This window comes from Arthrobacter sp. Z4-13 (assembly GCF_054792705.1).
In genome coordinates this window covers 15199-29283 of the sequence record NZ_CP096459.1, presented here as the reverse complement: position 1 = coordinate 29283, position 14085 = coordinate 15199, and the positions used below count along the sequence as shown (strand labels likewise).

The 14085-nt window shown below is 61.7% G+C and carries 10 protein-coding genes and 1 pseudogene; 7 read left to right on the top strand and 4 right to left on the bottom strand.

Annotated features, from left to right (window positions below):
- Nucleotides 1-64 precede the first annotated feature (64 nt).
- Nucleotides 65-1102 carry a LacI family DNA-binding transcriptional regulator gene (locus tag M1E07_RS01965; protein WP_461188627.1) on the bottom strand — a complete coding sequence of 346 codons (1038 nt, stop codon included), beginning with the start codon at nt 1100-1102 and terminating at the stop codon, nt 65-67.
- A gap of 108 nt (nt 1103-1210) precedes the next feature.
- Between M1E07_RS01965 and M1E07_RS01960 the strand changes: the two genes are divergently transcribed.
- From M1E07_RS01960 to M1E07_RS01930, 7 genes and pseudogenes are all read left to right on the top strand, one after another.
- Complete coding sequence (locus M1E07_RS01960; protein ID WP_461188626.1) at nt 1211-2392, top strand: Gfo/Idh/MocA family protein; 1182 nt, start codon at nt 1211-1213, stop codon at nt 2390-2392.
- A 2-nt stretch (nt 2393-2394) separates the two neighbouring features.
- Nucleotides 2395-3390: a Gfo/Idh/MocA family protein gene (locus tag M1E07_RS01955; RefSeq protein WP_461188625.1), complete on the top strand. Its 996-nt coding sequence runs from the start codon at nt 2395-2397 to the stop codon at nt 3388-3390.
- A gap of 318 nt (nt 3391-3708) precedes the next feature.
- Nucleotides 3709-4059 (top strand): annotated as a pseudogene (locus M1E07_RS01950) (ABC transporter permease); the annotation flags it as partial.
- Between the two features lie 1144 nt (nt 4060-5203).
- On the top strand, nt 5204-6562 hold the full coding sequence (locus M1E07_RS01945; protein WP_461188624.1) for an ABC transporter substrate-binding protein: 1359 nt from the start codon (nt 5204-5206) through the stop codon (nt 6560-6562).
- Nucleotides 6563-6720: 158 nt separating this feature from the next.
- Complete coding sequence (locus M1E07_RS01940; RefSeq protein ID WP_461188623.1) at nt 6721-7572, top strand: carbohydrate ABC transporter permease; 852 nt, start codon at nt 6721-6723, stop codon at nt 7570-7572.
- The gene (locus M1E07_RS01935; protein ID WP_461188622.1) at nt 7569-8486 is read left to right on the top strand and encodes a carbohydrate ABC transporter permease; all 918 of its coding nucleotides are present in this window, start codon (nt 7569-7571) and stop codon (nt 8484-8486) included. Before M1E07_RS01940 ends, M1E07_RS01935 begins: the two co-directional genes overlap by 4 nt.
- A 173-nt stretch (nt 8487-8659) precedes the next feature.
- Nucleotides 8660-9442 (top strand): IclR family transcriptional regulator, encoded by a 783-nt coding sequence (locus tag M1E07_RS01930; RefSeq protein WP_461188621.1) that lies wholly within the window; start codon nt 8660-8662, stop codon nt 9440-9442.
- Nucleotides 9443-9795: 353 nt separating this feature from the next.
- Here the strand turns inward: M1E07_RS01930 and M1E07_RS01925 are convergent, their stop codons facing one another.
- The 3 genes from M1E07_RS01925 to M1E07_RS01915 all read right to left on the bottom strand — a co-directional run bounded on the left by M1E07_RS01925 (nt 9796) and on the right by M1E07_RS01915 (nt 14084).
- Nucleotides 9796-10635 (bottom strand): alpha/beta hydrolase, encoded by an 840-nt coding sequence (locus M1E07_RS01925; RefSeq protein ID WP_461188620.1) that lies wholly within the window; start codon nt 10633-10635, stop codon nt 9796-9798.
- A 252-nt stretch (nt 10636-10887) separates the two neighbouring features.
- On the bottom strand, nt 10888-11151 hold the full coding sequence (locus M1E07_RS01920; protein WP_461188619.1) for a hypothetical protein: 264 nt from the start codon (nt 11149-11151) through the stop codon (nt 10888-10890).
- A gap of 128 nt (nt 11152-11279) precedes the next feature.
- Entirely contained in the window at nt 11280-14084 is a 2805-nt protein-coding gene (locus M1E07_RS01915; RefSeq protein ID WP_461190462.1) for an FAD-binding and (Fe-S)-binding domain-containing protein, read from the bottom strand.
- Nucleotide 14085 lies beyond the last annotated feature (1 nt).

Sequence of the window (14085 nt, the reverse complement as noted above, 5' to 3'; positions counted from 1 at the left end):
GCGCGGTTTGCCTGTGGAAAAAGACCCTCACCCCGCAGGAGTATACGGGGCGTCGGACCAGGTATTAGTTGCTGGCTGGAGGAGCAGCTGTGGAACCTCGCACTTCCAGGGTTGTAGGGACGAGGTGGAGCCTCTGGAGTTGCACCGGGGCTTCCAGCCGCTCAATGAGGTATTTGGCGGATTGGACGCCAATGGCGAAGTTTCCGTTGCTGACGGAGGTCAATGACAGGTGCCGGATGCGGGAGAGGTAGGTGTTGTCGTAGCCGACGATGGAAAGATCGGCCGGAACACTGAGCCCCTGGTCCGCGGCTGCCGAGAGAGCCCCTATCGCGGCAATATCGTTGAAGGCGAAGACTGCTGTGGGCCTGTGTTCCTGTGTAAGGAGTCGGCGGGTGGCGGCGTACCCGCTCTCCTCGCTCATCCCACCTGTCTCTGGGAACTCGTCCGGATCGAGTCCGGCGTCCTGCATCGCCTCGCGGAATCCGGCCAGGCGAAGCTCACCAATCCGGCCTGGCCCGCTGAGATGCGCGATGTGCCGGTGACCCAGGGCTATGAGGTGCTGGGTCGCAGCACGGGCACCAGCCTCATCGTCGTTGACAACGACGTCGACTCCGGGAAGGTTCGGATCGCGGGTTCCGGCGAGAATTACCGGGATGGTTTCGGCAGCGCCCTGGATGGCATCGGATTCGGTTGTCGTGCCGATGACCACCAGCCCGTCGATGCCCTGCCGGAGCATCGCGTCCACCGAATCCCTGCCGATGCGCCTGTCCGTGAAACTGTCAACCAGGACCGGCGACAAACCCGCAGCATGCAGGGTCGCGGCAAGGCCCTCGAGCAGGTCCACGAACCAGGGATTGCGCAGATCGTTCAGGAGAACCCCGACGCTGTCACTCTTAGTGCGCGAGAGCCCCCGGGCATGGGCATTGGGCCGGTACCCGAGATCGGCCATGGCCTGGAGGACCACCTGGCGACGTGTATCGCTGACGTGCGGCGCGTCCCGGAGAACCAGCGAAACCAGGGATTTGGACACCTGCGCCCGTTCGGCGACGTCGCGGATTGTCGGCTGCCGCAGTGATCGTGCGTCATTGTCCGTTTCAGGCATCCATCCTCCTTGCATCAAATCCAGTGTAGGTGTTGCGGAGACGTTTCTTCTGGCGCACTATGGAACGGTCCATATTTGTCCAAACGGCACCCAGGAAGAAGCAAAGTAATGGTTGAACCAAGCAGGATCCGCCTCAAGGCAGGAATGGTCGGTGGCGGCGCCGGCGCCGACATCGGCAAGACACACCGCTTCGGCATGAGGCTCGATGACCGTTACTCGTTGGAAGCCGGCGTCTTCGGGCGGGATGCCGGGCAGGCGGTACGCGTTGCCGGCAGCCTGGGTATTTCACCGGAGCGTACGTACGCGGACTACGAGCAGATGGCCGAGGCGGAGTCAGCGCACCCGGAGGGGATCGACGTCGCTGTCGTTGCCACTCCGAATGACAGCCACTTCCCGATCGCGAAGGCGTTCCTGGAGCGGGGAATCTCCGTCGTGTGTGAGAAGCCGCTCACCAGCGATTCGGCTACGGCCGCTGAGCTCGTGCGCATCGCGGCCGAGAACGACGTCCTCATCGCCGTGCCGCACTGCTACTCCGCCTATGCCATGGTCCGCCAGGCCGGCAGGATGGTGCGCGACGGTGCGCTCGGCCGCATCACCTTCGTCGACGTCGAGCACGCCTCCGGGTGGGCGGCGACACCGCTGGAACTCTCCGGGCACAAGCAGGCTTCCTGGCGCACCGACCCCGACGTTGCCGGATTCCCCAGCGTCGTGGCAGACCTCGGCACCCACGCCTATCATCTGGCCCGCTACATCACTGGCCTTGAAGCGGAAGAAATCTCCGGGCAGCTGCACACTCTCGTCCCTGGGCGCACGGTTTTCGACAACGCCACGGTATCGCTCCGGCTCAACAGCGGAGTACCGGGGCGCGTCTGGGCCAGCATGGCCGCGACGGGACACAACCACGGCCTGCGCATCCGCGTCTTCGGCGACGCCGGGAGCTTGGAATGGCAACACGAGGATCCCCACCACCTGTCGGTGCAGGACCTCGACGGCACCACGACCATCCTGACGCACGGACTCGGCACTCTGTCCGATGATGCTGCCCGGGTCACCCGCGTCGGCCTCGGCCACCCCGAAGGCTTCCTCGAAGCATTCGCAAACTTCTACCGTGACCTCGCCGATGAACTCACGGCACGACGTGACCGCACGGCAAGCACAATCCGCGAGTTGTCCTTTCCGACCGGCATCGACGGGCTCATCGGCGTGCAGTTTGTCGAAGCCGTCGCCGCATCCCACGCGAACAACGGCGCCTGGACCATCCCGGCCAGCGCAACTTGCCAGGAGGCCTGACCATGCAACGCTTCGCCCTCATCGGCGCCGGATTCATCGGCACCGTCCATGCAGCCAGCCTCGCAGCCAACCTGGACGTCGACTTCCGCTTGGTGTACGACGTCGACACCAACCGCGCCGATGTCCTCGCGCGCTCATACGGGGCCGCCGTCGCCGGCAGCCTCGACGAAATCTTCGACGCCGGCGCGATTGATGCCGTATTCATAGCGTCTTCGACGGACACCCACGCCGGCCATCTCCGGCGCGCCGCAGATGCCGGGGTCGCCGTCTTGTGCGAAAAGCCGATCCACCTCGACCTCGCGGAGGCAACCGAGACTGTCGCCTATGCCAGGGAACGCAACACCCGCGCCATGGTCGACTTCAACCGCCGCTTCGACCGCGACTACGGCGAGCTGAAGCGCATCGTTGATTCCGGAGAGATCGGCGACGTTGAACTCATCCAGCTCTCCAGCAGAGGTCCAGCCATGCCTCCCCTCGAGTACATCGCCGTCTCCGGCGGACAGATGCGCGACCAGGCAGTCCATTTCTTCGATCTCGCCCGATGGATCTCCGGATCCGATCCCGTTGAAGTCTTTGCCGCCGGGTCCACGTTGGCCGAACCCCGCCTGGCCGCCTACCGTGACGTAGATACCTCGGCCGTCACCCTCCGGCTGGCCTCCGGGGCACTCGTCCAGATCGACTGCACGCGTCGCATCGGATACGGCTACGACGAACGCATCGAGGTCCTCGGATCCACCGGCATGGCCGAGGCGCGCCGCCACCGCAACGGCAACGTAGCGCGCTACTCCGCCGGCAAGATCACGGACGACGGGCTCCACCCCGGATGGTTCGAACGAGTCAAGCCGACGTATGCCGCAGCCCTCGCCGCCTTCGTCAAAGCGCTCGAGGACGGCACCCCCGTCAGCCCCTCCCTGGAGGACGGACTGAAAGCCCAAGCGATCGCCGAAGCGGCCACTCACTCTTTGGCAACCGGTCGGTCGGAACCAATCTCTTACTGATCCCCGAATCGGCCGTGAAGGCCTTGCTCGTGGCAGCCGTCGGACAACGACCTAAACGAGTCCCAACTAGCTCAGGAGTCATCCGGTGCAAATGGATCTCCAGCGCTGAACCTCCACCCCTTGTTTTCCCAGCTGCGACGTCCAAGAAGTCATCAATCCGTTCGATAACTCCGTAGTGGATGTCGTACCCGTCCTGAAGCCTTACGAGATCGATCGGGGGGCAGCGGATGCGCAAGCAGTTCTCGACCAAGGCATCCGCTAAACAAGCCGCCAGCCGGGCCCAGCCCTCACTGGGCCCGGCACACCTAGGAGAATTCCATGACCCTGACCCCAACAATGCCAAAACCCGCTGTGGCAGATGAGCGCGTGGCGAAGCGCAACCCCTTCCAGAAACTCCTGGCACGTCCCGAAGTCGGAGCCCTGGTAGGCGCGATCGTCCTCTTCGTCTTCTTCGCCTCGGTCTCCCAGACTTTCATCCAGCCAAACGCCTTCGCCACCGTTCTTTACGGTAGCTCCACGATCGGCATCATGGCCGTGGGGGTGTCGCTGCTGATGATTGGCGGGGAGTTTGACCTCTCCACAGGTGTTGCAGTGATCAGTTCGGCGCTCACGGCGTCGATGTTCAGCTGGTACTTCAGCCTGAACGTCTGGGTTGGGGTGGGTCTATCGTCGAGGAAGCCCGCAAATTCGTGCCGGCCATCGAATCAGCCGACGTGGTCAAGGGCGTGCGCGGGATCCGCGCGCAGGCCCTCAACTCGGACGGAAGACTGGTAGACGACTTCGTCATCCGCACCACCGGGCGGCTCGTTCAGGTTCGCAACGCACCCTCCCCCGGGGCCACGGCTTCCCTCGCCATCGCCGAACACATCGTTGAGCAAGCCCTCGCGCAAGCGGGTTAGGAATAGGAAACGGGGTGTACCGACCCCTTGGCTGGTCCGCCCATGGCTATCGCAGACCGTGATCAAAAATGCCCGAGGGTCGAGATCTCGTCACTCGGAATTACTAGGTTTAGGTACACCCAAAGCTGACACACGGCTTCGTGCCTGGTCCTCTAAAAACCCAAATTGATCTACGTTTGACGAGAAGTCAGGTCCGCCCGCCCCAGCCGGGGACAATCCTCATAGGTGTCCACCGCTACTGCTGCCAGGGAGCTACCCCAACGGCTCCTACTTCCAGCCGTGGATAACCGGAATTGACCCCAGCTGTAGACGGATCAGAGTCAACGGAGCGAGTTTGCCCGATTCAGCCGGGTTGACGGAATATCCGTTATCGGCTCTTTAAAATGAGTGGGGGGCGGCCTACAGAAGGGCTGTTTCCTTCGATCATTTGTCGCGTTGCACCGACTCAGGAAGTCCTACTGCTCAATACAGTCGCGCTGCGGGGCAGGGAATGGCCGCCACCGACACCCGTGTTGGCCCCGGGCTGCTGCCACACCATCCGCCAATACGTTTTTCGCTGGACTGGCACAACGAGTTCGTGGCCGCCCTGTTCGCGCCCGAGCACCGGCCAAGGGTGAACTAGCTGCCCGGTAACCGGAGCGCAGCCACTTACTCCCGCGTCTGATGGTGTTGCGACTGCTTCCGTCCTTCCGCTGTGAGGCCTTGGGTAGACGGGTGTCGGGCTGTCTGGCTAGGCGAGCATCCAAACGGCGCACCTGTGACGTTCCTCCAGGTGGAGGGCGATCCTAGGTCACTTTGGGGCATACGTTCAAAAACCTATATTCCAACCATCGACATAATGTTCCAAATAGCGTTTACTTGGATCCAGCCGCTCTGCGTGCGGACCTGCGGAGTCAAACAACGAAGTTTGGAGTATGAGCATGAATCAATCAGGCCTAAGGAAGCTCTCGCGAGTGTCGGGGGCAGTGGCAATTACTGCAGCACTCGCCCTCACGGGCTGTTCGCCTTCTTCCCCCGGTGGTGAGGCGGCGGTACAAGAGGTCAGCCAGGACGAAGTTACAAAGGCCCTCGAGACGCCAACCAAGCTGACATTTTGGTCATGGTTGCCCAGCGCGCAAGTGCTTGTGGATGCCTTTGAGGCGAAGTACCCGGCCATCGATGTGGAGCTGGTGCAGACAACGGGCGCGGAGCAGGAGCAGCGTCTCCGCACCGCAATCCAGGCAGGGTCGGGAATGCCCGATGCAGTGCATCTTTCGTCCCCTTCGGTTTCGTCCTTCGTCCTGTCAGAGGATCTGCTGGACCTCCGGCCCTATGGTGCGGAAGATCTGAAGGACGAATTCCTGCCGGCAGTTTGGGCGACAGGAGCCATCGGCGATGGCGTATACGGCGTTCCACAGGACACCGGTCCCGTCGCTTCCCTCTACCGCACCGATATTTTGGAGCAGGCCGGGATCACCAAGTTCCCCGAAACTTGGGAAGACTTTGCCGAGGCGGCAAAGACCGTCAAGGACAAGACCGGAAGCTACATCACAAACCTGAGTAGCTTGGAAATTCAAGCCCTGTCCTACCAAGCCTCAGAGCAACCACTGCACGGTTGGGACGGGGGCGAGAACGTCGAGCTTGCCACGGACAACGCCGACGTTATGAAGTGGGCGGCATATTGGCAGGACCTGATAGACCGAAACCTGGTATCTACGGACGCGCCCTTCACCGATCCCTGGTACCAAGGAATGGCGACGGGAAAGTATGCGTCATGGTTTACAGCCCCCTGGGGCCCGATCTTCCTTCAGGGAACTGCAGCCAACACCGCAGGAAAGTGGCGCGTTGCCGAAGTGCCGCAGTGGGACCCATCGAAGCCCGTCTTCCCCAATCTCGGCGGCTCGTCTACATCCGTTTTGAAGTCAACAAAAAACCCCATTGCAGCAGCGACGTTCGCACAATGGATGAATTCGGACCCCGAGTCAACAGAGCTCCTGAGTTCCAAAGCCGGTCTTTTCCCGGCGACCAAAGCCGTGCTCCAGGATCCCGAGTGGCGCAACCGGCCGGATGCATTTTTTGGCGGGCAGCCAGTTAACGCTCTTTTCGCGGACACCGCGGACAAAATGGACGTGATTGTTTACCCACCGTTCTATGCCTACATGAACACCGCCCTGAACGATACTGTCGCCGCCGCCCTGGCGAACAAAACAAGCATGGCCGATGGTCTGCATGCCTATCAGGACAAGCTGGTGCAGTACGCAAAGGACCAGGGTTTTGAGGTCAAACAGGACTGAACTCCGGATGTGCGGTCCACTAACGGACCGCACATCCCACAGCTCATCATCGTCCTATCTCCAAGGAAGCCATGACAACCACAACCTCACCTCCAGCGCAGCGAGCTGACAGCCGGCCCCGTCTTCGCAAAGGCCAGCAAGGCGGTCACCAGTCGGCCGTGGCCTACCTGCTAGTAGCGCCTTTCTTCCTCATTTTCATTCTCATGATCGTGCTGCCGCTGTTCTACGCAGTCTGGGCGAGTATGTTCCGCACGCGGATCATCGGCGGATCGACTTTCGTCGGGTTCGATAATTTCGTCCGGGCTTTAACAGACCCGGCGCTGTTGGAGGGCATGCTTCGGGTGGGCCTGTACATGCTCATCCAGGTGCCCCTCACTATTGGGCTCGCTCTGGTGTTCGCCCTGGTGTTTGATACTGGACGGATCCGGGGCAGCAAAGCGTCCCGGCTCCTTATCTTTATTCCCAACGCTATCCCGGTCGTCGTGGCCACGCTGATGTGGGGCTACCTGTACGGCAACGACTTTGGTCCCATCGCTCAGGTAATGAATGCCCTTGGGCTGCCAGATCCGGACCTTCTCGGTCCGGCTAACATCTTGGGTGGCATGATCAACATCGCCTTCTGGGGCCAGCTCGGATACAACATGATCATTCTGTATGCCGCACTGCAGAGTATTCCCGCTGAGCTCTATGAAGCGGCGAAACTCGACGGTGCAGGAGAACTGCGGACTGCGTGGAGTGTAAAGATCCCCCAGATTTTGCCCTCCGTCATGCTTTGCCTGGTCCTGTCGGTCATCGTCGGCTTCCAGCTTTTCAACGAACCGAACTTGCTCGCGCCGCTGAGTCCGGGGGCCATTGATTCCAGCTACACACCCAACATCTACATCTACAACACAGCATTCAGATCAAATGACATCGGTTACGCCGCTGCAATGTCCTTCGTCCTGGGCTTTGTCATCGTCCTGGTCTCCTACGCCGTCCAATTGTCATCCAACCGGAAGGGGCGTTCATGAGTGCCAACGTCGACCTGCTTGAACCGCGCGCGATAACGGGAAAACCTCTCCGTTCCCCGCGCAGGCGCCGCAAACGTGAAAACAGCGCCCTCCTCACCGTCATGATCTGGCTGTGCACGGCTTATTTTGTCCTGCCCCTGGCGTGGCTCTTCATAGCCTCAACCAAAAGCAATTCGGACCTTTTCACGTCTTTCGGGCTCTGGTTCGCGGGCAATTTCGCGCTCTGGGACAACATCGTGGCGGTGTTCCAGTACGAGGGAGGACTGTTCGGGCGGTGGATGCTGAACTCCGTCTATTACGCAGGAGTCGCGGCCCTCGCGGCAGCATTCATCTCCACCATGGCCGGATATGCGTTCGCGAAGTACGACTTCAAGGGCAAGAAGCTTCTCTTCTCCCTGGCGCTGGGAGCGATCATGATTCCCGCGACGGCGTTGGCCCTGCCCCAGTACATCCTTGCCAGCTCATTTCAGCTGACGGACTCGCCACTCACCGTTATCCTGCCGGCCGTAGCCAGCCCCATCGGTGTCTTCATCATGCGTGTCTATGCACAGGACGCCATATCAGACTCTCTGATCGAAGCCGCCCGCGTAGACGGCGCAGGCGAACTGCGGATCTTCCTCCAAATCGCCTTCAGGCTGCTGGGTCCTGGCTTCGTCACCGTCCTGCTCTTCTCCCTGGTGGGCGCATGGAACAACTACCTGCTGCCACTGCTGATGATCAGGAACGATGACCTCTATCCCGTAACCGTCGGACTGGCTCACCTCAATGGTCAAATAGCCGCCAGCGGCGGGACCTCGGTAATCTTCTCCACGGTCATCACCGGATCCCTGCTGTCGGTAATCCCCCTGATGCTCGCCTTCGCATACCTGCAGCGTTACTGGCAGAACGGCCTGACCGCGGGCAGCGTCAAGTAAGCAAGACACAGGAGTAAGCCTCTACCGTGACTTCAATGCCGGCCCAAGGTGCGGGCGCTGGGCACTGCCACAGAAGGGGTGGGCAGGCACACGCGGGCTGTATTCTACAGGTGTTATACGGACGGATATTCCGATAGTCTGAATTAGAGCATGACTAAGGAGTGCGAACCATCATGGCGGTACAAGCGGAGGAAACCCACGCGGTTGGAGCGGACCGGGTGCTTGCGGTTCTTGTCGAGCTGGCGGATCATCCAACGGGCATCACCCTGGATGATCTCGCTCAGCGGCTGGCGAGCAGTAAACCGACTATTCACCGGGCGCTGGGTGCCCTGCGCAGGGCCGGGCTCGCTGCCCAGGTCCGTCGCGGTGTGTACAGCCTGGGCGATGACTTCGTCCGCTTGGCCCTAAAGTTTCAAAGCTCACGGCCGGAGTCTGCGCTCATCGAGCCAATTCTGCACGCGCTGGCCCGCAAGTACGGAGAAACGGCCCACTTTGCGGTGCTCGAGGGAGCGGAGGTGGTCTACCGCGCAAAAGTGGACCCTCCCGAAGGCGGCGTTCGGCTCACCTCGGTCGTCGGCGGCCGCAACCCTGCACACCGAACCGCAGTGGGGAAGCTGCTCCTGAGTTACACGATCAATGATGAGGGAGAACTTCGCGAACTCGTCGGCGACGGCCCTCTGCCCGCCAGGACCAAGCGATCAATCACTTCGGTAACTGAGCTTTGGGCCGAGCTCGTCAAAACCAAAGAACGCGGCTACGCCGTTGACGACCAGGAAAACGAGCTGGGCATCAATTGCATTGCCGTACCGGTTCGCTGGAGCCCGGCGTCCAGTCCCAGCGCATCAGTTAGTGTCAGTGCTCTCGCTTTCCGTACACCGCTGGAAAGACTGATTGCTGACGCGTCTGCCATTCAGGAGGCAGTGGATAACGGAACCATGGGAATCTCTGCCGCATAGGTACGTCCGGGTAGCCTGGCCTCTACGGGCGTCGCGTGGTCAATGGGTTGCCATCGTCGAGAAGGAACACGGCCGAAAAGCCGTAGTCAGAGCCGAGAGCCTGTCATTGCGGATGGACCGAGCCCCATTTGCACAACACTGCTGCATCTCGTTCTGCTCTTGAATCGGGCTGCAGACGAAGCGGGCAGATTGCGACGTCCGGCTCCCATGTCTAAGAAAGCACCCGGCCCCTGTCGGGGCATCGACAGCCGCATCGGGGAATGAGGCTGTCGATGTCCCCAGGGGTTCCTGTCTGCCGATCAGTCATCTGATCATCGGCCCGGGTGGATCCGGCTGACAGAATTTAGGCGAGCTTAGGTAGTCACCGCGCGCGTCCACGTGTGAAACGCGTCGATCCAGTGGTCGGAAGGACGCCCATAGGGAACCATGCCCCACCCGTGCCCGCCGTGAGCGTAGTAGTGACTTTCGACCGCACCACCGGCTGCCCGCCAATCCCGCTCAGTGTCCTGGCAGTGGGCCAAGAAGGGGTCGTCGGCGGAAACGGCGATGAAGAGCGGAGGAGGGTCCGCAGGGATTTGGTTCGGTGTCCGGGGACCATAGATGTTCCCTACGAAGGCGGGGCGCTCGTCAGGATCGCCGAGAGCGGTCAGGTCGAGAGCGAGCCGGGCACCCGCTGAAAACCCCATAACCCCAACGCGTTGAGGATCTACGCCCCAGTTACCCGCCTCCCGTCTGATCAGGGCAAGGGCTGTGCGGCCGTCTGCCGCTGCCTCCGCGAAGCTATCCATACGGTTAAGCACGCGTTCAAGCCCGTCAGGGATCGCAACCTGCATCAAAAGGTTCAGGAACTCTGTATTGTCTTGAACAACCGTCTGCTGGACACGGTACTTCAGCACGAACGCCGCGACCCCGCGCTCGGCGAGCCAGCGCGCCACATCGTAACCTTCGTAATTCATCCCCAGGGTGAAGTATCCGCCGCCGGGGCAAACCATGACCGCTGCCCCGGTCGCCGAAACAGGGTCAGGCAAAAAGGGCGTAAGCGTGGGTTCGGTGACGTTCCACGCGAAATCCATCGTTCCGTAGTCAGGTATTAATGGGTTGGGCATCTGCCAGAGGTTCTCGGGCACGTTCCAGCTCTCAGAGCCCGGGGCGGTTCCGTCCCAGAGCCGGATGGGTTCAAGCGTTTGGACCATGGAAGGGTTCCTTTCATGCTTCATTGCGTCGTTTCACGCTCAATTGCGTCCTCCACGATTGGCGGGGAAGGCTTGTGCCGTGACCAGTGCTCCGATTGCTCGTCACCGAGCTATAGGCAATCATCGGGACGACCTCGCGTCCTAAGTTGGTCGTCTGTGTAGTCGAGCCGGTGAAAAGAACCGCGCGAGTGACGTTTGACTGGCTGCAACTCCGCTGCGGGCGTCCGTGCAGTTGTGCACTTGGTTGGTTCGCTAGGTCCGGTTCACTTCAGCCACAATGCGGTCCTGGAGTATTCGGGGATCAACGCGATAGATGTAGACGCCGTCACCTTCGTGGACCAGTTTCCTGCCCCAGCCGTCTAAGTGAATCCAGACGGCGCTGCCGTCAGCTGCTACTTCGTCAATCTCGCCTGAACCCAGAACGTCGTGGCCTTGGCGGAGTTCGACCAGTTCCTCGCGCCAGAGGCTTGTCCAATCCCGGATGAGGAGAGGATGTCGTTTATGCCTGCTTGTCACGGTTGTCAGTCTCCTGGATGTGTTTGCCGCCGGGCGGTCGCTCTCCGTGCTGTCGCCACTGGCCAATGGTGTCGGTGAGGAGTGCACCTGAAGCGGCCTGTCAGGTGCACTCCTCGCTCCTTGGGTACTCAGCGCGTTGTTGCTTCGTCGAGGATTTCGAGTATGTGGCGGTAGGGCTGGCCCGTTGCCCGGGTCATTCCCAGCTCACAGGTGCGGTTGATGGATGCGTAGTCGGTTGTCGCTGCGGCCTTGACCTCGGTTGCCTCGCGGTCTGTAGCAGATGCGGTGAGTTCAGGGTGCAGCATGCCCCGGTCCCCGGCGAAGGCACAGCAGCCCCAGTCTTCCGGGACGGCTACTTCGTCTGCGGAGGCGTTTGCGACCCGTAGGAGCGCGTCGTTGACGCCGAGCCGTGTGGAGGAGCACGTCGGATGTACTGTCAGGGATTTGGCCTTCGTGGCTTCGGGTAGGCCTGGCAGGACGACCTGGTCGACGAATTCCACGGCGTCAATGACGCGGATTGCCGCATCATTTGCCGCTTCGAGAAGGACGTGGAGCCCTTCGGTGCATGATGAGGCGTCGCAGACGACCGGCAGTTCGCCGTCCCGGGTGGCTCGTCGGAGGGAGGCCGCGACGCGGGTCTTCATTTCGGCGTATCCGCTCGAAAGGCCCTTGGACTTCCAGGGAGTTCCGCAGCACAGTGAGGGCAGATCGTCCGGAGTGGTGAGTTCGACCCCGGCGCGTTCACACAGGCGGAGGAAAGATTCTGCGACGCCGTCGCCCTGTTCAGACCCGAACAGGGTGGTGGTGCAGCTGGAGAAGTACACGGCGACCGGCTTATCTGATGACAGTGTCGGCCGCCGTTTGCCGCCGCCGGGTAAATCGCCGGAGTACAGCTGCACATTGTCGTGCCCAAGGACAGCACGGGCAACGTGGGTGGCTGCTGCCGGCAGGGCGGCGGGTACTGCTTTGGCCAGGGAAAGTACCTTGCCGCCGATACCGGTTGAGGCGTCCCAGTGCTTCGCGGCCATTTTCCACCCCGCCTGCTCGACCGGGTTGGCGCCCTCTTCCCGCAGCCGGCGCACCAGGTCACCGGTGTTGATCAGCACCGGGCAGGCCGTCTGACACATTCCATCCACGGCGCAGGTTTCAACGGCGTCGTACTGGTACTCCCGCTCCAACGTCCGGACCAGCGCGTCATTTCCGTTCTCACGTGCCCGCGCAATTTCGCGGCGGAGAACGATACGTTCACGCGGTGTTGTGGTGAGGTCTTTGCTGGGACAAACGGGCTCGCAGTAACCGCATTCGACGCACCGGTCCACCTCGGCTTCGACGCTTGGCGTTGTCTTCAGGTCGCGGACGTGCCCGTCCGGGTCGTCCGTGAGCAGCACTCCGGGGTTAAGAATCCTGTGCGGATCGACCAGTGCTTTCAGGTCCAGCATGACCTGATAGAGAGCGTCACCATACTGGCGGGGGACGAAGGGAGCCATGATGCGCCCGGTTCCGTGTTCGGCCTTCAGCGTCCCGCCCTGGGAAAGAACGAGGTGGACCATGTCGTCGGTGAACGCCTCGTAGCGGCGCAGCGACTCCTGCCGGTCGAACTGTTCGTTGATCATGAAGTGGATGTTGCCGTCCTTGGCGTGGCCGAAGATCACGCTGTCTTCGTAACCGTGGACCTCGAAGAGCCTGATGAGTTCGGTACAGGTTGCATACAGGCGTTCGACCGGGACGGCTATGTCTTCCAGCAGCGCGGTCGAACCTGATGGGCGGTTACCGGCAACCAGGGTGTAAAGCCCTTTGCGGATGTGCCATAGCTGTGCCCGCTGCTTCGGGTCGGTGCTGATCGTGGCGGGCGTTGCCAGGGTCAACGGGGCGAAAACTTCAGGCGCCTGGGCCAGCCGCAGGTTAAGGTCAGCCTCGGTCTGCTCCTGGCATTCGACCAGAAGTGCTGCGTGGTCCACCACGTCCAGGGCAATGAGCTCCGCAGTGGCTTCGGGGTCGCGCTGTGCGACACGCAGGCTGGTGGCGTCCAGCAGTTCGATGGTGGCGAAACCGGCAGCGACCAGGTCCGGCAGAGCCGTTGTCGCCGCGGCCAGGTCCGGGAAGACGAGCAGGCTTGTCGCGGCGAACGCTTTTACCGGGACGGTGTGGAACGTCGCTTCGGCGACGAACGCCAGGGTCCCCTCGCTGCCAATGACAAGGTGCTCAAGAATCTTGATGGGCAGCTCATGGTCCAGGAATGAGTTCAGCCCGTACCCCATGGTGTTTTTGATGGAGTACAGCGTCCTAATGCTGTCAACGGAAGCGGTGTTGCTGCGGATACGGTCGCGGAGCTCTGCGAGTCCGGCGTGGATGGCCGGTTCCTTGCGGCGGAGCTGTTCATCGGCATCACTGTCACCGGTGTCAATGGTGGTGCCGCTGGGCAGCACGAGGATGGCGGAGGCAATGGTCTGGTACGTGTTCGCCTCGGTGCCGCACGCCATTCCGCTGGAGTTGTTGGCAACGACACCGCCGATGGTGCAGGCGATTTCGCTGGCGGGGTCGGGGCCCAGCTTTGTCCGGTGCCGGGCAAGTCGGGTGTTGACCTGCCGGACGGTGGCCCCTGGCCCGGTCCGTACCCGGCTGCCGTTGTCCAGGACATCGATGGAACGGAAATGGCGGCGGGTGTCGATAAGGATTCCTGCACTGCCGGCTTGTCCGCTCAGGCTCGTTCCGCCGGAGCGGAAGGTGACCGGAACCTGGTACCGATGGGCCTCGGCAAGGACCGCAGCGACTTCCGTGGCGGTTTCGGGGGTCACTACGGCCAGAGGGGTCAGCTGGTAGTGGGACGCGTCGTGGGAACCGGACAGGCGGTCTGAAGCCCGCACCGATACGGCTGTACAGGCGCTTTCCAGGGCTTTGACCAGGTCCGGTTCGACGTCCTTGAGGCTCAGCATG